The following is a 21,027-nucleotide window of genomic DNA, read 5'->3' on the forward strand; positions in this document are numbered from 1 at the left end:
GCCGGCGGCGGCCGGCCCACCCATCACTCCCGATCGAGCCACCGGTCGAGTGTTACCCCGACGACCGACCCGACGAGGACCTGACCGAGCACGTAGATCGCGATCGTCAGGAGCATCTCGGGCGGAACGGCCGCGATCGGCCCCTGGAAGACGACGATCATGGCGATCCAGGCCAGGACCGTGGCGATTCCGCCCCCGAGAACTCCGATTCCGACCGCATAGCCGTACGATCCCGAGCGCCAGCCACCGACGAGGCCGCCGACGACCGGCCCACCCGGGGCCACGGAGAGCACCGTCGTGATCAGGGCGACCAGCGCCGTCGGCCCCGCGATACGCGGCGGTGAGGACGGTCGACGCTCGTCGGTGGCCGCTCGCTCGCTCATATGGCCGGTCTCGATCGTGTCGAACAACTGTATTCTGGTTCGCTCGCGGTCGAGGGCCCGTCAGTCCGCGCCGCTCGCCGTGATCGATCGCACCGCTCGCGCGGCGACCAGCGCGATCAGGACTTCCAGGCCGCCCGCGACGAGGAAGGCCGGGACGTAACCCGCTGCGGCGGTGACGACCCCACCGATCAGAAAGCCCGCGAGCATGCCCAGACTGCCGAAGACGTTGAACCCGCCCATCGCCGCGCCGCGCTCGCTCGCGGGCACGACGTCGGTGACGAGCGCCATCGTCGTCGGCGCGACGAGCGCGCCACACCCGCCGACGAGCACGAGCGCGAGCACGGCGATCGGGAACGTGGGGGCGAGCAACACGCCCACGATCGCGACCCCATAGAGGAGCGATCCGCCGACGACCGGGCGATACCGGCCGATCCGATCGGAGAGTGCTCCGACGGGGTACTGGAAGACGGCGAAGGGGACGAAAAACGCCGCGAGCGCGAGGCCAGCGGTGCCGGCGTCGACCTCGAAGGTGTCCCGGAGGTAGGCGACGCCGGTGAGCGCGAAAAAGCCCGCCGTCAGGCGGTCGACGAAGCCGAAGGCGTACGGCGCGAGCAGTTGCGGACGCGTGCGGACGCCCGCGAGGACGTCTCCGGCAGGAAGCCCGCCCGCGCTCCGATCGGGGACCGTCGCGGCGAGTACGCCGGCGGCGGTGAGGAGGGCGGCCCCGCCGACCAGCGGCGCGAGGGGGTCGACGGTCGCGAGGCGGCCGCCGACGACCGCGCCGAGCGCCGCGCCCAGGCCGATCGCCGTCCCCGCCGCGCCCATGTTCGTGCCGTGGCCGCCCGCGAGGTCCATGAGTTGCGTGATCGCCAGCGAAAAGGCGCCGATCGTCGCCGCGCCGCCGAGGACGCGGATCGCGAGGACGGCCCCGAACGGGAGGCCGAGCGTGGGCGCGGCCGCGACGAGTCCGTAGGTCGCCGCGCCGCCGAGCGCGCCGGCGACGACCAAGGGGGTGCGCCGCCCGAGCGCGTCGCTCGCGACGCCCCACGCGACGGCAAAGGTGACGAACGCGCCGAACTCCGCGACCAGAAACCACATCCCGTCGAGGACGCCGCTGCCACCGAGCGCCGTGACGGTCTCCGCGAGGCCGGGATACAGAAACACCTGCGAGACGAGGACGCTCCAGACGACGAGCGCCAACCGGGCCCGCTCACCGGGGATCACCGATCGATACGCTGTGGCCACACCCGATCGCTGGGGGCCCGCGCCCGTATACCCACCGCCCGCGTCACCGTCCGATCGACCTTCGCCGCTCGCGATCAGTGGTCGTCCTCGCGCCACTTGTGCCCACACTCGGTGCAGGTGAAAAATCGCGTCTCGCTCTCGTCGGCCGCACGGATCTGTTTCAACTCCCAGCGCGCGCGATCGTTGTCACACTCGGGACACTGAGCGTCGGTCGTCGGGCCGACTTCCTCGTCGATCTCGCTGGTGTCGACGATCTCGCTGTCCTCCTGGTCGGTAGTCGTGACCATCCCCTCGTCGTCACCCCGGGCCTGTTCGGCCCCGCAACTCGAACAGACCCAGACACCGTCCTCGGATTTCATCATCGACCCGCAATCGTCACAGAACTGCATGTCCGCGGGTGAGTCGATCCCGAAACTTAAGTCTCTGGGTCGGGCGGGCGGTAGTGTTCAGATAAGGGTTCGAATTTGCTGGATCTTCTCTGAAAGCCCTCGCCAGTTCCGGTCCCGCGACTCGCTGCGCGCTTCGGGCGCCATGCGCCCTGCAGTGCTTACTTCGTCGGGGTTCCCGGAACTGGCTCGCCCTTTCGATCCACCAGGATTTGGCCTATTTGCGGCGTGAAACAAGCCCTTTGGACGGTGCTTATCTGAACACCGCCGGGCGGGCCGAGTCGACCGCTCCGACGCCGGACTCCGACCGCGAACGAGCGCGGTGGGGCCCCAACGGTCGGACCGCCGGGAATATTTCGCCCTCGAATCCCACGAATAATACGGCTGGAGAGCGTACTGCGGGTCATGCAGGTGGACTCTCTCGCCGTGGGAACGCTCCTGATCACGCTGGGGGCGGTGGGATCGGTCGCCCGGGCCGTCGAGGCCGTGGGCCCGGTCACACTCGCGGTCGGGACCGCGGCGCTGACGGTGGGGATCCTCCTCGTCGCGCTCTCGGATCGCGGGGCTCAGTCGGTCTGACCGGCGAGGTCGCGGAGTCGATCGGCGCCCGATCGCGTTCCTTTCGCGAGGAGGACGTCGCCGGCGACAAGCGGCGTGTCCGCGTCCGGTGAGACGACCCAGTCCGGTTCGTCGTCGGTCCCCCGAGCGCCGGCCGTCCGGACCGCGATGACGCGCATGCCGGTCTCGGTTTTCACCTCGCGGTCTCCGAGTGTCGTCCCGTCGAGTGCGCTGTCGGGGCCGACGACGACGCGCGCGATCACCTCGTCGGAATCCTCGACCGCGGCGGCGACGACCGGGTGGGCGTCGATCCCACGCAGGACGCCCTCGCTGATCTGGAGGGCGGCGTCGCTGATCGCCTCGCTCGAATTGGCGATCTGGACCAACCCCCGGAGTTCGATCGGATTCTCGACCCGGGCGGCGGCCCGGAGCGTCCAGGCCACCAGGCGGGACTGTAGCGCGTCCACCTCGGCTTCGAGTTCGAGCACCTCGCGGGCGACTTCCTCGTCGTCGAAGAGGACGGCGCCGTACGCCAGGTCGACGGCGAGTTCGCTGACGTTTTTCATGAGGACGAGCGTGTCCATCGCCCGCTGGAGGTCCTCGGTCGTCTGGTCGTCGACGACGGGCGGGGCGTAGGCCTCGCCGGTCGCCTCGGGGTAGACCGCGTCGAGTCCGTCTTCGGGCCCGCGGAAGAGGACGGCGTCGCCCGGCCGCAGTCGGGTCTCGGCACCGGGGTCGAGATGCCAGGAGCCGTCGCGTTCGAGCGCAATCACGCGAACGCCCGCGTCTGTTTCGAGGTTGCGCTCACCGAGTGTCGGCCCGACGAGCGCGGCCCCGGGCGCGATCTCGGCGCGGACGATCGACTCGACGGCCTCGGGGAGTGATCCGCGCATGCCCGGCGGGAGGCCCACCTCTTCGAGGACGACGCTCGCGATGTCGCCCGCGGCGTTCGCGATGGTCTCGGTCGCGCCGACGACGCCGAGCACGGGCGCGAGTTGCCGGGCGTCCTCGGGGTTGCGCGCCGCGACGAGCAGGCTCATCCGGGCTTGCATCCCGAGCACGTCGAGTTCGTCTTCCAGATCGAGGACGACGCCTGCGATCGCCTCGCTGTCCAGCAAGACTGCCGAGTAGGACAGATCGATCAGTAGCTCCGCGGTGTCTTTGAGCTCCGTGAGCACCTCCCGGACGCTGATCGGTTCGTAGGCGACGCCCTCGTCGGCCATGACCGGGGTTCGCTGGCCCGCCTCAAAAGCGTTCGGCAGAGCGCCCCGGGGCGCAGGTCGCGACGCGGGCGACCGTCCGACGGGCGTCGGACACGGCGGGTGGCTTTTTGAGTGTCCCGGGCGTAGGCCCACATATGAAATCCGTCCGGAAGGGCCTGCGGGCCGGCGAAATCGAGAAAGACACCTACGAGCGCCTGACCTGTACGGCCTGTGAGGAACAACTCGCGACCGAGAACGACCCCGACGAGGTCGGTGCCGTCCGGGTCTGTCCCGAGTGTGGCCGGAAGTGGAAGAAAGTCGGCTAGCGGGGGCGGGCGGCACTCACTCCACGTCGAGTTCGAACTGATCGTGTTCTTTGACGGGGTTGAGCACCACACTGGTATTCGACTCCACGATGGCGGGGTCGGTCAACAGCCCCTTGATCTGCTCGTTCATGTCGTCGGTGTCTTCGAACTTCCCGATCGCGATCACGTCGTAGTCGCCGGTCACCTCGTAGACGCTGATGACCTGTTCGAGATCCGAGAGCGTCTCGGTCACCTCGGGGATGGCCGACCCCTCGGTTTTCAACTGCAAGATTGCGGTCACGTCGTACCCCAGTTCGTCGTAGTCGAGTTTCGGGGTGTATCGGCGGACGACGCCGCGGTCTTCGAGTTCCGAGAGGTGATTCGAGACCGTCGTCACCGACACGTCGAGGTCTTCGGCCAGGCTTCGGAGGGAGGCCCGCCCGTCACCGAGCAGGGCGTTGATCAGTTTTTCGTCCAGATGTTCGTACGTCATTGCGGATCGGTTTGGGTCCCTCAAATTAGTGCTTTACGAATATCCAATTCCGACCCCGATCGGTACAATTGCGTATAGCGGCAAGGTTTTTGTACCCCAGTTCCACGCTTTGGCTGTCGAAGAATATGACAAACTCAAACGCTACAGACGGCGGCCTGTCGGCGGAGGCACAGGACGTGCTGGACGAAATCGACGCGAAGAACGTCGATTTCCTCCGACTCCAGTTCACTGACATTCTCGGGACAGTCAAGAACGTCTCCATCACGGCCGATCAGGCCGAGAAGGCCTTCACCGAGGGCATCTATTTCGACGGGTCCTCGATCGACGGGTTCGTGCGCATCCAGGAATCGGACATGCGCCTCGATCCGGACCCCTCGACGTTCGCAGTCCTCCCCTGGCGGAACAGCGACGAGAGCGCCGCCGCTCGCCTCATCTGTGACGTGATCAACACCTCGACCGGCGAACCGTTCGAGGGCGACCCGCGCGGCATTCTGAAAGACGCCATCGACCGCGCCAACGATCTGGGCTACGAGGTCAACGTCGCGCCCGAACCCGAGTTCTTCCTGTTCGAGGAAGACGAGGACGGCCGCGCGACGACGACGACCAACGACGTCGGCGGGTACTTCGATCTCGCGCCGAAAGACCTCGCGAGCGACGTGCGTCGTGACATCATCTTTGGCCTCGAAGACATGGGCTTCGACATCGAGGCCTCCCACCACGAGGTCGCAGAGGGCCAACACGAGATCAACTTCACGTACGACGACGCGCTGTCGACGGCCGACAACGTCGCGACCTTCCGGTCGGTCGTCCGTGCGATCGCGGCCGAACACGACCTGCACGCGACGTTCATGCCCAAGCCCATCCCGAAGATCAACGGGTCGGGCATGCACACCCACATCTCGCTGTTCACCGAGGGCGGCGAGAACGCGTTCCACGACGGCGACGACGAGTTCGACCTCTCGGAGACGGCCAAGCAGTTCCTCGCGGGCGTTCTGGAGCACGCCCCGGCGATCACGGCCATCACGAACCCGACCGTCAACAGCTACAAGCGCCTGGTCCCCGGCTACGAGGCGCCCGTCTACGTCGCCTGGTCGGACCGCAACCGCTCGGCGCTGATCCGCAAGCCCGCCGCGCGCGTGCCCGCCGCGAGTCGGATCGAAGCGCGGTTCCCCGACCCGTCGTGTAACCCGTATCTCGCCTTCGCGGCCCTCTTGCACGCCGGTCTGGAGGGCGTCGAGAAGGGCCTCGACAGCCCCGATCCCGTCCGGGAGAACATCTACGAGTTCGACGAACAGAAGCGCGAGGAGTACGGCATCGACACGCTCCCCGAGAACCTCGGCCAGGCACTCGACGCGCTGGAAGACGACGACGTCGTCCTCGACGCGCTGGGTCCCCACACCGGCGAGAAGTTCCTCGAAGCGAAACGCCAGGAACACAAAGAGTACCTGGTCGACGTCTCCCAGTGGGAACTCGACCGCTACCTCGAAACGTTCTAACCCGCTTCGAGAGCGTCTTCGACGGCTTCGACCCGCCCCCCACCGGCCGCACGGTGGCCGCCGTCCTGATCGTCGCGGCCCTTTTCGAGCGTCGATCTGGTTTCTCGCGCCGTCCAGCCCCAGGGTCGATCAGTAGACGCTCAACTTCCGGTAGTGGTCGTCGTAGCGATCGTTCTCGGGGTGGGTGTCCTCGCGGCCCCCCAGGAGAATGCGATCGGCCTTTTTCACGCTGTTCTCCCAGCCCAGATGGGCGAACTCCAGCCGTCGACGGCCCCAGGCTCGCGCGCCCGTCCGGTGGCCGATCGACGACGGGCCCTCCTCGATCGCGGCGCGCAACTCCGCTGCGGAGTCGATCGATCGCTCGAATTCGACCCAGGCGGCCCCGATCGTCCCGGGAAGGTGGGCGTACGAACTCGCGACCGTCGGCAGGTCCACGTCGGCGGCGATCGCCCGGGCCCGGCGGCGATCCCAGGGCCAGAGCTTCGGATTCCGCACCTCGACGGCGTCGATGACGTCGTCGTAGGCGGCGATTTCGGCCCCCGAGAGGCTAACCGTCAGGAACTCGGGATGGGGGGCGATCACGGTCGCATTGCGATCCCGGAGTTCGGTCATCGTCGAATGGAGCGGGAGGAAATCGGGCAACGGCTCCTCGGGGTCGACGGCGAGGACGTGCGTCCGATTCGACCAGTGGCCCGTGAAGTACTCGCGGCCGGGCACGACGAGTAGTTCGTCGGTCGAAAACCGGGCGGCCCGCTCGCGGGCGTCGTCGATGTGCGTGAAATGCGGGGCATAGACCAGCACGTCGAGGCCGGCGTCGATCGCGTGGGAGACGACCTGTTCGTCGAGCACCTTCACGTGAGGGTCGACGCGCGTGCGGTCGCCGGTCATCGTCTGAACCAGTGTGAGCGCGATGGAAGGCGTTTCGATTAGCGAGTCCGTTCGATGGCGCTGCGGGCGGCCCCGAGCCACGCGGTCGTCGTCAGGCCCCACCCGACGATCAACATGAGCGCGTACAGGCCGAGGGTCGACAGCCAGACGACGATCATCGCGAGGATCGTCCAGCCGTTGTACAGATGTGGCGTCTGAAACGCGGCGAGCGTCAGGATCATGCCGTAGAGCAGCACCAGATACGGCCCCCAGTTGCGGGCGTACCCGCGGCGCTGGCGCCAGCGGACGTATCGCTCCAGGCGCCCCTCCAGATCCTCTCGGTCGACGCTCTTGCGGTCGACCCGATCTTCGAGGTCCCGGAGCTGTTCGCGCAGGCGGTGAATCTCCTCGCGCTGATCGCGGATCACCGACTGCCGATCGACGGGCTCGTCGGCTCGGTCGGACCCTGGAGGCGTGTCCGGCTGTTCCGAGTGGTCGTTCGGCCCGTCGTCGGGCGATCCCGTTCCGGTCGATCCGTCGGCGTCTGACTCCTCGCCGGGGCGGTCTCCGGCCGGTTCGTCGTCGGGCCCGTCGCCGTCCGAGGTGGGGTCGCGGTCGCCGTTCTCCGGCGGTGGGTCGTCCTCGGGGTCCCCGCCGTCGGTTCTGATCGGCCACGGGGGCGATCGACCGATGGCGGACGGCCCACTGTGGGACTGACGACCTCCGTTCACGGGCGATCGAACGACGGGGTCCGTGTTGTAACTGCCGATTACGACCGACCGACCGCTCCATGCCCCTTCCCCCATTTTCACGATAGATATTTCTATCGGGTGGGAACGCTGCTCGATCCCCATCGCTGTCAGGCGGTTACAACGGTTCTAGCTCGGATAATAGCGGCGCTGGCGTTTCAGGCCGTGATAGGCGGGGCCAACACGTTATCGCTATCGGTAATTCAAATCCTGAAAGAGCCCGACAAACGCTTTCGGGTCATTCCCGTAGAACACGATGGTACGAATGCACTCCCTCCTCGACGCTGGAGCCGACGACAGCGCTTCCCGCCGTGAGTCGGCGCGTCGAGCACTTTCGCCCGTCATGGGGACGGTGATGATCTTCGCGTTCGTGCTGGTGGCCGTGATGGTGGTGGCGGGGCTGGGGACCAACGCTATGGAGCTGTCCCGTGATGAGGCCGAGACCCAGCAGGTCAGGCTGTCGTTGCAGGAACTGGCCGACAGGAGTGCGTCGGTCGCGGGTGACCCCGGCCGAAGCGCGCAGGTCGCACTGTCGGCGGAGGGCCGTACCGTCGACCCGGAGGCCGGCACCGTTCGGGTGGACGTCAGATCGTCGAGCGGGAACTCCCAGACCGAGCGGACACTCGGGGCGGTGCGGTACGATCGCGACGGTGCAATCGTCGCCTACCAGGGTGGCGGCGTCTGGCAGTCCGAGACCGGGAGCGACAGCGTGAGCGTCGTCTCGGCCCCGCCGGTCGAGTACCGCAATCGGACCGCGCCCACGCTGACGATACCGATCCTCCGGATCGCGGGTGACTCGGGCGTCGGTGACTCGCTGACCGTCGCGTCGTCGGGGTCGGCCACGTCGCTGATCCCGGCGTCGATGGTGCCGCTCCCCCCGGATTCGTCGGTGAACATCACCGTCGAGAGCGAGTTCTATCGCGGCTGGGGGCAGGTGTTCGAAGACCAGCTGCCCAGCGCCTCTGTCTCGTACGATCACACCGCAAACGCAGTGACGATCCGGCTGCTCGGGCCCGAGAGCGCCCCCGCGGCGACGAACGCCGCCCGTGTCGACGGGGCCGTGGTCTCGACCACCGGTGGCCACTTCTCGAACAACGCGACGGTGAACAGCTACAACCCCGCCGGGGTGAGTGGCGGTCCGCTCGGGACGGTCCGGGTCTCAGACGCGATGAACTCCACGCAGTGGACGAGGATCAACGGGCCGCTGCACGTGGACAACGACCTCCGGAGCGACCTGCACTTCTCCGTCGCGGGCGAGACCCGGGTCGCGGGCGATGCGAACTTCACGAACAACAACAGCTACCGCGGCCCGGTTTCAGTCGGTGGAAACCTCGGGAGTGACGCTTCTGACGGCGCAGAGCACATTTCCCTGCACTCGGATTTGCGCGTCGGCGGGTTCGCGGGCTACGAACCGGACGGGCTTCGCCACCTCCAGGTCGACGGCGATTTCGATGTCGGGACCGACGCCGATCTGGGCAGCGAGACGATCGTCGGTGGCACGCTCACGGCGGGCGATTCGGTCCGACTCCAGCACGACAGCACGACCGTCCACGGCGACATCGTCGCCGGTGAGACGGTCAGGGTGGTGAAAGGGCACGTCGAGGGCGACATCGTCGCCGGCGGTGACGTGATCGTCTTCCACAGCGCGACGGTCGAGGGGACGATCGAGGCCGACGGCGACGTGATCGTCCGCCACCGTGATGGGTACACCGCGTCGGCGGTCACGCCCGAGCGCGTCGTGGCCGGCGGCGACATTCGCGTCGAAGACGGCACCTCCCTGCGCCCCGCGGACAACACGCCCGGCGTGAACGAGCGGATGGCGATCGCCGGCGACGACGTGATCGTCGAGGAGGACGGCCTCCTGCAGGCCGCGACGTACGCGAGCAACGGCGACGGCGGCGACGCGGTCGTCCTGCAGGGAAACACCTCGAAACTCGACGGCCACGTCGTCGTGCCGTCGGCGGATCGGGTCGTCGTCGAGAACACTGCCGCCGAGTACACGTGCTCGGACCGCGGCGGCCCGAGCGATCCGACGGATCAGCCGACGGGCGATTCCGGCCGGATCACCGGCTGTGTCGAGGAACAGTCCCCGCCGAGTGAACAGCCGACGATCCCCGAGCCGTCGGCCCCCGCGACGCCGCTCGCCCCGATCATGAACGACGACCGGCCTGCCGCCGCCGACATCGTCGAAGACCACCGTCATCTGCAGGACGATCCCGACAGCTCGCCGCTGATCTCCGACGGCGGGAAGATGCCTGCCTGGGGGACCTGTGACCCCTCGTGTACGCTCGGGGCCGGTAACTACTCGATGAGTCAGATCAGCGTCGGGCCCGACACCGAACTGACATTCGACACCTCCGAGGGCGACATCAACGTCTTCCTGACCGGGTCGTTCGACGTGCTGGACTGGGGTGGATCGATGGCAGATGCCGGTGAGGTCCACGTCGCCGGCGACGGCCGCGTCTCGATCTACCAGACCGGCCGTCCGGCGACCATCCAGATGGGCGGGACGCTCACCACCGAGACCGGCAGTGCCGACCAGTTCTGGCTCTACCAGAAACCCGATCCGTCCGCGTTGGGCCCAGGGTTCACCGTCGGGTCGGGGTCCTCCGAGCAGTACCCTTCGACGTTCACGGGCGTGTTCTACGGCTACGACTCCGACGGGCCGGGTGTCTCCTACCGGGTCGACTCTCACTCCGAGGTCAACGGCGCGCTGGTCGGATCGGTCGACGGCGTCACGAACCACGCGGTGATCTCGTACGACGAGTCGCTGACGAGAGACCCACCCGCCGACGATGAGGACGACGACTCTGGCCCCGGTCTGGCACACGTCGTCTACGTTCAGACCGAAGATCGGTCCGTGACGGTCGGGGCCGGATGAGACGGACGGATCCAGTGGGTCCGGGCGATCGACCACGCGGGGACAGTCGGTTGACTGGCCCCTTTCGCAGCGTTATTAGAACCAAAATCTAGAATACATCGCGGTATACCGTCCATACCCCCTCCTCGATCAGACACGAAGATGGCTTAATTCAACTATATTGCCGATCTAGCGGCGTTTCTCCCCGGTTCAATCGGTGATAACTATATTATTTCGTTATTGATCGTGGGAATACCGGCGGCGAACTTATTCGCTCTGGCCCCCTAGATTTGATCACGCGTGGGGACATGAATAACCATTATAAATTCGCGAGCGGGGACCGCGCCGTTTCGCCAGTTCTCGGCACGGTGTTCGTCTTCGCGTTCGTCGTTCTCGTCGCGGGTGGGATCGTGCTGGCGGGGGCGAGTGCGGTGGACCTCTCGAAAGAGCAGGCCGAGACCAAGCAGGTCCGCCTCTCGATGCAGGAACTCGCGGATTCGGCTTCCTCGGTGGCGGGTGAAGACGGCCGGAGCAGACAGATCGACCTCTCGCGCGCGGGGAGTCGCATCGACGCCACGGACGGGGCGATCCGGATCGCGATCGACAACGGGACCGAAACCTGGTCGGCCGAGCGCACGCTCGGATCGGTCGGCTACGAGCGTTCCGAGACGACGATCGCCTACCAGGGCGGTGGCGTCTGGGAGAAAGCGCCAGACAGCGATAGCGTGAGTGTGGTCTCGCCGCCGCCGATCGACTACCGGACGCGTGGCGAACCGACGCTCTCGGTCCCGGTAATCCGTGTCGTCGGCGGGTCACAGGCCGGCGACTCGCTGACGGTCGAATCCGCGGGGTCGGCGGCCGCGCTGATTCCGTCCTCGAAAGTGCCCCTCGAACCCGGCTCGACGGTGAATTTGACCGTCGAAAGTGCATACTACCGCGGCTGGGGGCAGGTCTTCGAACGCCAACTCGGCAGCGCGCCGGTCAGCTACAACGCGACCGCGAAGACGGTCACGGTCTCGCTCGTCCGCGGTGACGACGTGGCCGATTCCACGATCCGGAGTAGCGTGTACTCCCAGAACGTCACCTCGCTCGGCGGCGTCTCGAATCACGGGGCGGTCGGGAGTTACGACTCTACGGGCGCCACCGGTTCGAACGGCGCAGCCCGCTTCGAGGACGACATCAGCCTGACGAACAACGCACGGATCGGCGGTGAACTCCACATCGACGGCAATCTGACCACCGACAAGGAGTTCTCGGTGACCGGGCCGGCCCGCGTCGGCGGGACCGCACACGTGCAAAACGAGAACACCTTCGAGGACTCGCTGTCGGTCGGTGAGGATCTGATCGTCAGCGGCGGTGGCGCGAACGATCCCCGTGAGTTCCAGGGCCCCGTTCGCGTCGGTGGGACGTTCACCGGCCTGAGCGGTCGGCCGATCACGGACACGCACGCCCACGACGACGTTTCGGTCGCCGCCGGGATGGAGGTCGGCAGTAGCGCCCGGATCGGGGGCACGCTCACCGCCGACGGGACGGTCAGGCTGCTGGCCACCCCGACCTTTGCGGGCGAGACGGTCGGCGGCGACGTGATCGGCGGCAGTGAGGTGTACGTCGACGGCGGGTCGGTCGGCGGGAGCGTCTTCACCGACGGCGACGCCCACGTCGTCGACGGCACCGTCAAGGGAAGCGTCGAGGCGGGCGGTACCGTCCACCTCCACAAGTCCGGGACGGTCGACGGCCCGATCCGGGCCGCTGGCGACGTGATCGTCTACGGTGGCCAGCACAGCACGCTCGACCGGATCGAGGCCGGCGGTGACGTCGTCCTCCACCCGGGCGCGAGCGTGACGCCCAAGGGTGACGAAGTCGGTGTCGAGCGCATCGTCGTGGCCGACAAGGACGTCGTGTTGAAAGAGTCGAGCTCGTACTACGGGACGCGATCCGCGTCGCTGCAAGCCGACGTCTACGCTGCCAACGCCGACGGCTCCTACGCCGTCCACCTCGAAGGGTCGAAGACCCAGATCAAGGGTGACGTCTACGTCCACGACGCCACCAACGTGAAGGTCGGCTACAGCTACGACGACTACCGGTGTACGTCGACGGAGACCACCGACAAGCGGATCACCGGCTGTATTGCCGAGGAAGAGCCCCTGGGCGAGCAGGTCAGCCCCCCGCCGAGTCTGCCCGCCGAGGCGCCCGCCGCGCCCCAGTCACCGACGATCTACTCCGAGAAGCGCTCGGTGAACGACATCGTCGCGGCCCACGAACACCTCCAGACCAACCCCGACACCTCCCCGATCATCCAGGACGGCGAGATCGCGAGCACGAACGGCTGTTCGGGGACCTGTACGCTCACTGCGGGCCAGTACGCCCTGGACCGGATCGACATCGCTGAGGGTGACGAACTCGTGATGGACACGTCCGGGGGCCCGATCGAGATCTACGTCACCGAGGAGATCCAGGTCGGGGCCGGCGACCCCGGTCGCATCCACGTCGCGGGGAACGATCGCGTCACGATCTACCACGAGGGCCACGAGACCCGCCTCCAGGCCAACTCGCGCGTGACGACCGAGTCCGGGAGCGCCCGACAGCTCTGGATCTACCAGACGCCCGATCCCATCGACAACGATCCCGACTTCATGGTCGGCAGTGAGGGCACGAACGCACCCAGTTTCACGGGGGTGTTCTACGGCTACAACCCCGACGGGCCCGACACGCGCTTCCGTCTCGACGACGATGGGACGGTCTACGGCGCGGTGCTCGGAGAGATGGCCGGTATCGTCGAACACGGCGCCGTGTACTACGACGAGACGCTCGCGAGTGCGACCGTCGAGGACGACAGCGACTCCACCAGCGCGGAGGTCGTCTACCTCCAGAGCGAGGACCGGTCGGTCACCGTCGGCTGACGCTCGCGACGAGAGTTTCGACCCCACCGCTGGCGAGAATTCAGGGGTCGACTACAGCAACACGGCGCCGTAGATGATTCCCGACCCGATCATCAAGGCCACGAAAAACAGCGCGATGATCTGTTGACGGTCCATACCGATTCTTCGGGGTCCATTCGGAAGACTGTACCGCCTCGGAGTGCGCCCGTCCCCCGTCCTGCGTTTCGACTGCAGACAGCCACGCAGAACGGCGCCAACCGTAGATTCATCGTTCGTTTTCAGAAAACAATCGGGGTGTGTCGCGCCCTTCGTTTCACCTGGACACCCACTATCTTTATGCACGCGCGGGCGTTAGTTGTCCATAATTAGTTCCTACCATGTACACCCTATTCCGTGATACAATCGGTGGTGATCGCCGCGGGGTCTCTCACGTCCTGGGAGTCGTGCTCCTCGTCGGTATCGTGATGGCCGCAGTGGGGATGATCGCGATGGTGGGGGCGAGTACGATCAACAGCTCCCAGGATCAAGTCGAGTACGAGCGGGCGAAACTCGCGATGGGCGAACTCGCCGACTCGGCCAAAGCCACCGGTGGCGGCGTCAACGGCAGCGTGGACTTCGGGCCACAGGCCGCGAGCAAACTCTCTATCGACGAGTCCGCGGGCACGTTCAACGTCACGAACGTCTACGAGAACGGGTCGGTCAACGAGGCGACGACGAACGGCAAGACCACCCGGACGCTCGGGAAGGTCGTCTACCAGCAGGGGAATCGCGAGGTCGCGATGCAGGGTGGCGGCGTCTTCGTGAAGAGTAGCGATTCGGACGCGTCGGTGTTCGATCAGCGCCCGGCGGTGTCCTACCGATCGAACGTGGGCCAGTACCCCACGCTGTCGATGTCCGTGATTCAGGTCCGGGGTGAGACCCGCAGTGGGAACGTCCGGCTCTCGGGCGGGACCAACATGAGCAACATGCTCGAAGACGCCGAACTGCCCGGTGGGTCGACGCTCAAGATCAACGTCACCAGCGAGTACTACCAGGCGTGGGGCGCGGTGTTCAACGAATCGGCGGGGATTCCCGAGGACCACATCACCTACCACGACGCTGCAAAGACCGTCGAGATCGACCTGACGATTCAGCGGCCCCAGTACACGCCTGTGAGTGGGGCGATCGTTTCCCCGACGGGCGGACTGAATGGCAATTTTGATGGGGATAATATTGTTGGTGCGTATCCCGACGACATGGATGGCAACCCGACGGTTGTGATTGGGCCAGACCCGACCAAAGGCCACGGTTACATATCCTCTGGAGTGATAAAGGGGAACCTTCGGGTCAATGGATCCCTCCAAATTGGTAATCCCTTTGAGGTCAAAAATGAAACTTACGTCGATGGTTATTTGAGCGATGGGGGTGGCGCAACGTTCAATGAGACGGTATACGTATCTGGAAATATATCTGAAATTCAATCAGATTCCACCATGTTCGAGCAGGACTTAGTAGTCGGTGGAGATTTATCGATGGGTGATGACATTACCGAATCGGAGCTGAAAGGAGATCTATATGTACATGGTGATACGAATGGGAATCTTGGTCCTAATGTAACGAATTTAGGAGATGCTAAGGGGGTCAAAACTCCACCTACCGACCCGGAAGATGCGAATTCTGGTCGCCATTTCGTAGAAAAATACTCTCACATCAAAGACCCGGCGAACAACAACAATTCTGACAATTGTCTGGACGCAAGTGGCGAATGGGTTGCTTCTTCAAGTTGCACCTTGGATGCTGGGGACTACTATATGCATGAATCTAATATGATCGATGACGACATTTTGCTCAACACGAGCAATGGCAGCATAAATATCTACATAGAAAATAAAGATTCAAAGACCATTAAGTTCAAAAATAATATCAAACATATAGATGGTGACTCCCCGGTGCACATTTATTACGATGCCTCAACTGCTACCGGAAATAAAGGGATCAATTTCATGAAGCCGACCCACCACCCCGAATCGTTCGTAGGGACTATATCACGAGATGCCCGGTTATTCAAGTTGTATGTTAATGGTTCTGGCGAGTCCAACGCTGATATTCGGTTCAACAATCACAATAACTTCACTGGCCTACTCTATGGCCTTGGTGGGGGTGATGCCAATCCAGCCAATGTCGAAATCGGGGATGATACCGTGATCAACGGAGCAGTATTGGGTAAAGTGACTAAGTATGATTCTGATACTGAACTCCACTACGACCGCCGCCTCGGTGATCTCGGGTTCGGCACACGAGACGCGAGTAGCGGGTCGATCCCGAAGGGCGAAGTGCGGTACGTGTACATCTCCGACGTGCAAGCGTCGGCCTGAGCACTGGGGGCTGTCGAAGCACCACACTCCAGCGCAGATCACGAACCATCGACCCGCTCTGCTGGACGCTCTCGCTTTCGGTCGGGCCAGGAACCGCACCCGAACCGGATCTCCCTTCTGTCGCGAACTGAACTCACGATCCATCGCTTCGGATCGCCTCGGTGACATGGGGCCAGCAGCGGCCCAACAGATTGTGTGCCGGCCCCACCTCGATTCGTCTGGCGACCGACGCTCGTTCGCTGGGTGACGATCACCGCGTCGAACAGCCGACCCTCCACTCGCTGACGATGGCCGACTCCGCGGCGGTCTCCACACCTGGTCATCGTCACCAAAATCGACCCCGGTCGGTGGGCGACACCGAGTGACGAGGCCAGACTCGGTACGAGTGGCTACTGGCCTGGTGGCGTGAATGGCTCTCGATCGGCGGTCATCACGACGTGGCGAAGGAGGTCATCTGAGTACGCGCAACGACGACCGATCACACCGACAGCGAGATGTCGAGCACCACTTCACGGACGATAGCATTCGATGTGCTGATCGTACAATCGACGGTCTCGCCACTCACCGAACAGGAGGCGTCTTCATTGAGCATGCGCCGCCACGCCTCAGCCCGCGCCTCACTCACGGTGTCGATCTCTACCGTGACGCTGCTGGCCGACCCGTTGTGCAGGACCTGGCTGTTCGTCCGGTACAGTTCCACGATGGCCGAGGAGCCACTCACCGAACTCGACCCCGAGGCCGTGGTTTGGACGATCGGGAGGATTACCGGCCCGTCGAGTTTCCACCCGGGCCCACGGAGCATCGACGCGCCGCCGCCACCCTCGTACAGTAGCGCCCCGCCGACGTAGACGTACGTCGCGCCGTTGCCCTCGTAGACTAGCGGCGTCGTCGATGCGTTGATGACCTCGTCGTCCGGATCGGTTCCGTCCACGCTGACTGTGAACGTCACTTCCTCACCGCTCCGCAACGTCCCACCCGCCGTCGAGAGCGGGACGGTCCGCCCTGGGGCCTGGCCCTGGTGGACCTGCTCGCCGGCGTTGGCGACCAGTTCCATGCTCGTCCGGGCGTTGGCCGCGCTGGCCGAGTCCCGCGAGGCTTCGAGACTCCCGACGCCGGCGATCGCGACCGTGCTGATCGTGACGATCACGATCGCGAAGACCAGGATGTACCCCAGCGTCTCGCTGACGGCGCGGTTATCCATTGGTCACCTCCAGGTCGCCACCGCTGTTACTGACCGTGATCGGCCCGCCGGGCAGTTCGTACTCGGCGGCGAGCGAGACGGTCGGTCCGAGGTCGATCGTCGGTGAACGGGGGACTCGGTCCGAGCGGAGGGTGATACTTGCGGGTGAGGTCTCGATATCGATCGTGTAGCTCGTCCCCGCGATGCGGCGGGGCAGGTCACAGGTCTTCTCGTAGGTGGGAGCACTTGCCGAGTCGACCGTCCGCTGGGCGGACTGGAGACAGCCGGCGACTCGCTCGTTGACGACCTCCAGTTGCGTGTTGACCACGCGGTCGCGCTCGTTGTCGAGATACGTCGTCGCGGCGGTAAAGGCCACGACGAGGAGGATCAGCGCGATGGCGATGACCAACGCGTGGGCGAACACCGTCGAGGCCGCACGGTCGTCCATCATGGTTCCTCCACGTTAATCGTGGCCTCGTAGTGGGTCTGTGGGGAGTCGTAGGTGAGTGTTATATCTGCTTCAGAGGGGGTGGCTGTGAAATCGACAGAATCGACATCAAGCCGAATGAATCGGTCACCATGGGCGTACTGCGTCCGGAGTGACGATTCGAGGTCGCCCATTATACTCCCGAACTCTCCTGGAGTTCCTGCCTCCACGATCGCTTCCTGAACCCCGTGCCGGACCTCCTGTTGAATCTGCAAAGCGTCGTCGTCCCGCACGTCGTCGATCCCGTCGATGGAGACGGTATCGGTCGAAATCGCGGCGTTGACGACGAACGCCAGCGAGACGAAGATCACCGCGACGAGCACGGCCGCGAGCAGGATGACCTGCCCGCGCGAATCACTCACCATAGCGTCACCTCCACGGTCACCGTGTTGTAGAAGGCACTTGATCCTGCGCCCGACGCCGCGTCCGGTGCGTAAAACGAGTCGTCGACGCTTTTGACGGTCATGGCACCGGCGCTTCCGTTCGCGTGGATGATCTCGTCGTTGTCCATCAACGCGACGGTCGTGCTCGCGCTCACCGCGCCGGAGGCCGGGGCGCCCTGGTAGACCATGCGCTGGAGTTCGCGCTCACCACCCTCCATGTAGTAGAGGTTGACGTTCACCCGGGCGTTGCCGCTATACTCGTCCAGTATCTCGCCGAGGGCGATTTCCGGAGGCGAGATGTCCTCGTTCGGGTGTGTGTTTCGCCCACCGGCGTAGAAATCTTCGTTCGGCGGGACATAGGGGAAGTTCTCGTCGCTCTCGTTCCAGAACAGCGTCGCCTCTTTCAGCGCGCCCTCTTCTTGAGCGACGTCGAGGATGCCCTCGGCGGTCGCGCGCCGGTCCTCTGCGACCTGTTGGCTACCGAGCGATCCCGACTGGGGCGACACCGAGACGGCCTGCATCGCGAAGATGATCGCGAGGACGATCAGCGCCGCGCCGAACACGCCTTCGAGCGTGTACGTCTGGGCTCGATCCATCTCAGTAGACCTCCACGACGAGGGTGAGTCGTTCGAACGTCGATGAGCCGGTCTGCAGTCGAACCGGTCGCGAGGCGTAGCCTGATCCGGAGACGCTCGCGTCGGGGCCGACGGCGTTCCCGTCGTAGATACTTCCGTCAGGTGACCGAAGTGTGACGTTTACCCGGGTGTTCGGGCCCTCGGTGATGATCTCGTCCCAACTTGGGTCTGCTACGTTTTTCGTGGTGTAACAACTGTCTGTAATGTCTCCACTGCCACTGAAGAATTGATTTGTGCAGTCCTCGTTCAGCGCCGAGACGTGTTCACTATCCTCTTGCAGTTGCCAGGCGAGATTGCTCGCGATGCGTTCGGCGGCGATGTCGTTGGCCTGTCCGCCGCCGGCGATGAAGGGGCTGATCAGCGTCGGGATGAAGATGGCCGCGAAGACGAGCGCCAACAGGAACAGACTCGCGCCGATGGCGAAATCCAGCGCGATCTGCCCGCGCTCGTCGCTCACGGGCGATCACCGTGGAACGTGGCCCCTTCCCATCGCGTCGGTGACTCGATCATGACTGTGTGAGCCCCACTCACTGTCCCCTACGTTGGTGCGGGGCCCCTATGAGTCCACCGCTCAGGACGCGACCGCGCTTTCGAGGTTCAGGCGTGGCGCGATGCCGAGGGCTTTCATCTCGTCGAGCAGGAGTTTGAACGCGTAACTCATCTCGATTTCGTGGACGTCGGTCTCTTCGCCGCAGTTCGGGCAGTAAACCCGATTCTGGTTGATGTCCTCGACGGCGGTCATGCCACACTCCTCGCAGACGTAGAGGAACTCCCGGTCGGACTCGTCGAGCAGGCGCTCTTTGAGCGCGAGCGCCGCGCCGTGCCCGATGAGCACGTCGCGTTCCATCTCGCCCAGGCGCAGGCCACCCTCGCGGGCGCGCCCCTCGGTGGGCTGGCGGGTCAGCACCTGGACGGGGCCGCGCGAGCGCGCGTGAAGTTTGTTCGAGACCATGTGGTACAGCTTGTTGTAGAAGATGTCTCCGACGAAGATCTCGGCCTCGATCTTCTCGCCGCTGACGCCCGAGTACATGACCTCCTTGCCCGAGGACTTGAAGCCGTGCTCTTCGAGGCCCTCGCGCAGACGCTCCTCGTCCTCGCCCGTGAACGGCGTCCCGTCGACGCGTCGTCCTTCGAGAGCGCCGACCTTCCCGCCGAGCATCTCCAGGATGTGCCCGACGGTCATCCGTGAGGGGAGGGCGTGGGGGTTGAGCACCAGGTCCGCGGTGACGCCTTCCTGGGTGAACGGCATGTCTTCCTGGGGGGCGATGTGGCCCAGGATTCCTTTCTGGCCGTGCCGGGAGGCGAACTTGTCGCCGAGTTCGGGTTGGCGCTCGTCGCGCACTTTGACTTTCGCGAGTTTCGAGCCGTCCTCGCTTTCCATCAGCATGACCGTGTCGACGATGCCGTCCTCGCCCGAGCGCATCGTCACGCTGGTCTCGCGGCGCTTCTGGGGGCTGAGCCCGCCCATGTCGTCGGGCTCTTCGAGGAAGCGCGGCGGGGAGGTCTTCCCGAGCAACACGGCGTTGTCGCCGACGCGCTCTTCGGGGTTGATCAGGCCGTCCTCGTCGAGGTGGGTGTAGGCGTCTTCACCGCGCGCGCCACGCACCTCGTCGTCGGGGATCTCGAAGCGGTCCTCCTGTCCACCGGGATAGCGTCGCTCCTCGCCCTCGTAGGTCCGGAAGAAATGCGAGCGGGCGAGCGCGCGCTCGACCGACCCCTGGTTCATGACGAGCGCGTCCTCGATGTTGAACCCCTCGTAGCTCATCACCGCGACGGTGAAGTTCTGGCCCGCGGGGCGCTCGTCGTACCCGATCTGGGTGGTCGATTGGGTCGTGACCATCGACAACTGCGGGTAGTGAAACAGGTGCTGGCGCGTGTCCGGCCGGACGCGGTAGTTCGCGGCGGGCAGGCCCAGCGACTGGCGGAGCATGCGCGACCCCATCGTAATCCGGGGGCTCGCGTTGTGCTCGGGGTAGGGGACCATCCCCGCGCTGATCCCGAAGATCAACTGCGGGTCGATCTCCATGTGGGTGTGATCCTCGGTCAGATCCTCTGGCTCGACGGCGACGAGGATGTCCTCTTCCTCTTCGGCGTCGATGAACTCGACGTAGCCCTGGTCGACGAGGTCCTCGAAATCGACCTCGCCCTCGTGGAGCGCCTCGATCGCTTCCTCGGGGAGCAGCACCTCGCCGTCCTCGACGATCAGCAGGGGTCGCCGCGCCCGACCGGCGTCGGCGTTGATGATCACCTCGTCCGTGCGCTGATCCACGGAGACGTTGACCATCTCGCTGATCTCGCCGGTACGGCGGGAATCGCGGATCTGGTCGGCGAGTTGTTCGGGGTCGGGATGGGTCCCGACCAGGCTACCGTTGACGTACACTTTGGCGTCGCGTCCTTGACTCATTGTTGAAAGGCGGGGGTCCGTCCGAAATCGGCCGGACGGTCAGAGACCGGTGATTCGCGGTCGATGTCAGGGCAACGCGGGCGAGCACCAAATGACTGTCGGGATCGGTCGAACGGGATTCTGTCGCCCCGAACCTCGTCGATCGGAGCGCCGGACCAACA

Annotated in this window: 19 protein-coding genes; 6 read left to right on the top strand and 13 right to left on the bottom strand. The window is 65.1% G+C overall.

Features of this window, described 5'->3' with window-relative positions:
• Positions 1 to 23 precede the first annotated feature (23 nt).
• The 3 genes from HARCEL1_RS00085 to HARCEL1_RS00095 all read right to left on the bottom strand — a co-directional run bounded on the left by HARCEL1_RS00085 (position 24) and on the right by HARCEL1_RS00095 (position 2,017).
• The gene (locus HARCEL1_RS00085; RefSeq protein ID WP_159076932.1) at positions 24 to 383 is read right to left on the bottom strand and encodes a hypothetical protein; all 360 of its coding nucleotides are present in this window, start codon (positions 381 to 383) and stop codon (positions 24 to 26) included.
• Between the two features lie 60 nt (positions 384 to 443).
• Positions 444 to 1,607: an MFS transporter gene (locus tag HARCEL1_RS00090; protein WP_108384017.1), complete on the bottom strand. Its 1,164-nt coding sequence runs from the start codon at positions 1,605 to 1,607 to the stop codon at positions 444 to 446.
• A gap of 95 nt (positions 1,608 to 1,702) precedes the next feature.
• Positions 1,703 to 2,017, bottom strand: a complete 315-nt coding sequence (locus HARCEL1_RS00095; protein ID WP_108380599.1) for a transcription factor S — start codon at positions 2,015 to 2,017, stop codon at positions 1,703 to 1,705.
• A gap of 402 nt (positions 2,018 to 2,419) precedes the next feature.
• On the opposite strand from HARCEL1_RS00095, the gene HARCEL1_RS13215 reads away from it, so the two are divergent.
• Positions 2,420 to 2,593 (top strand): hypothetical protein, encoded by a 174-nt coding sequence (locus tag HARCEL1_RS13215; RefSeq protein ID WP_159076933.1) that lies wholly within the window; start codon positions 2,420 to 2,422, stop codon positions 2,591 to 2,593.
• On the opposite strand, the gene HARCEL1_RS00100 is transcribed toward HARCEL1_RS13215, so the two are convergent.
• A complete protein-coding gene (locus HARCEL1_RS00100) occupies positions 2,581 to 3,795 on the bottom strand; it encodes a potassium channel family protein (RefSeq protein WP_108380600.1) in 1,215 nt (404 codons plus the stop codon). The genes HARCEL1_RS13215 and HARCEL1_RS00100 overlap by 13 nt on opposite strands.
• Positions 3,796 to 3,929: 134 nt before the next feature.
• Between HARCEL1_RS00100 and HARCEL1_RS13575 the strand changes: the two genes are divergently transcribed.
• Positions 3,930 to 4,100 (top strand): HVO_0758 family zinc finger protein, encoded by a 171-nt coding sequence (locus HARCEL1_RS13575; RefSeq protein WP_174182907.1) that lies wholly within the window; start codon positions 3,930 to 3,932, stop codon positions 4,098 to 4,100.
• A 16-nt stretch (positions 4,101 to 4,116) separates the two neighbouring features.
• Here the strand turns inward: HARCEL1_RS13575 and lrp are convergent, their stop codons facing one another.
• Positions 4,117 to 4,572 (bottom strand): HTH-type transcriptional regulator Lrp, encoded by a 456-nt coding sequence (lrp, locus tag HARCEL1_RS00105; RefSeq protein WP_108380601.1) that lies wholly within the window; start codon positions 4,570 to 4,572, stop codon positions 4,117 to 4,119.
• A gap of 125 nt (positions 4,573 to 4,697) precedes the next feature.
• On the opposite strand from lrp, the gene glnA reads away from it, so the two are divergent.
• A complete protein-coding gene (gene glnA / locus HARCEL1_RS00110; RefSeq protein WP_108380602.1) occupies positions 4,698 to 6,068 on the top strand; it encodes a type I glutamate--ammonia ligase in 1,371 nt (456 codons plus the stop codon).
• A 129-nt stretch (positions 6,069 to 6,197) separates the two neighbouring features.
• Here the strand turns inward: glnA and HARCEL1_RS00115 are convergent, their stop codons facing one another.
• Positions 6,198 to 6,956 carry a PHP-associated domain-containing protein gene (locus HARCEL1_RS00115; RefSeq protein ID WP_108380603.1) on the bottom strand — a complete coding sequence of 253 codons (759 nt, stop codon included), beginning with the start codon at positions 6,954 to 6,956 and terminating at the stop codon, positions 6,198 to 6,200.
• A 38-nt stretch (positions 6,957 to 6,994) separates the two neighbouring features.
• A complete protein-coding gene (locus HARCEL1_RS00120; RefSeq protein WP_159076934.1) occupies positions 6,995 to 7,666 on the bottom strand; it encodes a hypothetical protein in 672 nt (223 codons plus the stop codon).
• Between the two features lie 283 nt (positions 7,667 to 7,949).
• Between HARCEL1_RS00120 and HARCEL1_RS00125 the strand changes: the two genes are divergently transcribed.
• The 3 genes from HARCEL1_RS00125 to HARCEL1_RS00135 all read left to right on the top strand — a co-directional run bounded on the left by HARCEL1_RS00125 (position 7,950) and on the right by HARCEL1_RS00135 (position 15,777).
• Positions 7,950 to 10,565, top strand: a complete 2,616-nt coding sequence (locus tag HARCEL1_RS00125; protein ID WP_159076935.1) for a DUF7289 family protein — start codon at positions 7,950 to 7,952, stop codon at positions 10,563 to 10,565.
• A 287-nt stretch (positions 10,566 to 10,852) separates the two neighbouring features.
• Positions 10,853 to 13,444, top strand: a complete 2,592-nt coding sequence (locus HARCEL1_RS00130; RefSeq protein ID WP_108380606.1) for a bactofilin family protein — start codon at positions 10,853 to 10,855, stop codon at positions 13,442 to 13,444.
• A gap of 356 nt (positions 13,445 to 13,800) precedes the next feature.
• A complete protein-coding gene (locus HARCEL1_RS00135; RefSeq protein WP_108380607.1) occupies positions 13,801 to 15,777 on the top strand; it encodes a DUF7289 family protein in 1,977 nt (658 codons plus the stop codon).
• Positions 15,778 to 16,255: 478 nt separating this feature from the next.
• On the opposite strand, the gene HARCEL1_RS00140 is transcribed toward HARCEL1_RS00135, so the two are convergent.
• The 6 genes from HARCEL1_RS00140 to rpoB form a co-directional block, all read right to left on the bottom strand.
• A complete protein-coding gene (locus HARCEL1_RS00140) occupies positions 16,256 to 16,978 on the bottom strand; it encodes a DUF7289 family protein (protein ID WP_108380608.1) in 723 nt (240 codons plus the stop codon).
• Entirely contained in the window at positions 16,971 to 17,405 is a 435-nt protein-coding gene (locus HARCEL1_RS00145) for a DUF7266 family protein (protein WP_108380609.1), read from the bottom strand. Before HARCEL1_RS00145 ends, HARCEL1_RS00140 begins: the two co-directional genes overlap by 8 nt.
• Positions 17,405 to 17,809: a DUF7261 family protein gene (locus tag HARCEL1_RS00150; protein ID WP_108380610.1), complete on the bottom strand. Its 405-nt coding sequence runs from the start codon at positions 17,807 to 17,809 to the stop codon at positions 17,405 to 17,407. Before HARCEL1_RS00150 ends, HARCEL1_RS00145 begins: the two co-directional genes overlap by 1 nt.
• On the bottom strand, positions 17,803 to 18,423 hold the full coding sequence (locus tag HARCEL1_RS00155) for a DUF7288 family protein (RefSeq protein WP_108380611.1): 621 nt from the start codon (positions 18,421 to 18,423) through the stop codon (positions 17,803 to 17,805). The genes HARCEL1_RS00150 and HARCEL1_RS00155 overlap by 7 nt, the downstream gene beginning before the upstream one ends.
• Before the next feature lies 1 nt (position 18,424).
• Positions 18,425 to 18,919 carry a DUF7287 family protein gene (locus HARCEL1_RS00160; RefSeq protein ID WP_108380612.1) on the bottom strand — a complete coding sequence of 165 codons (495 nt, stop codon included), beginning with the start codon at positions 18,917 to 18,919 and terminating at the stop codon, positions 18,425 to 18,427.
• Positions 18,920 to 19,033: 114 nt separating this feature from the next.
• Positions 19,034 to 20,866, bottom strand: coding sequence for a DNA-directed RNA polymerase subunit B (gene rpoB, locus HARCEL1_RS00165; protein ID WP_108380613.1), 1,833 nt, complete (start codon positions 20,864 to 20,866; stop codon positions 19,034 to 19,036).
• Positions 20,867 to 21,027 lie beyond the last annotated feature (161 nt).

This window comes from Halococcoides cellulosivorans, assembly GCF_003058365.1.
Classification (GTDB): Archaea; Halobacteriota; Halobacteria; order Halobacteriales; family Haloarculaceae; genus Halococcoides; species Halococcoides cellulosivorans.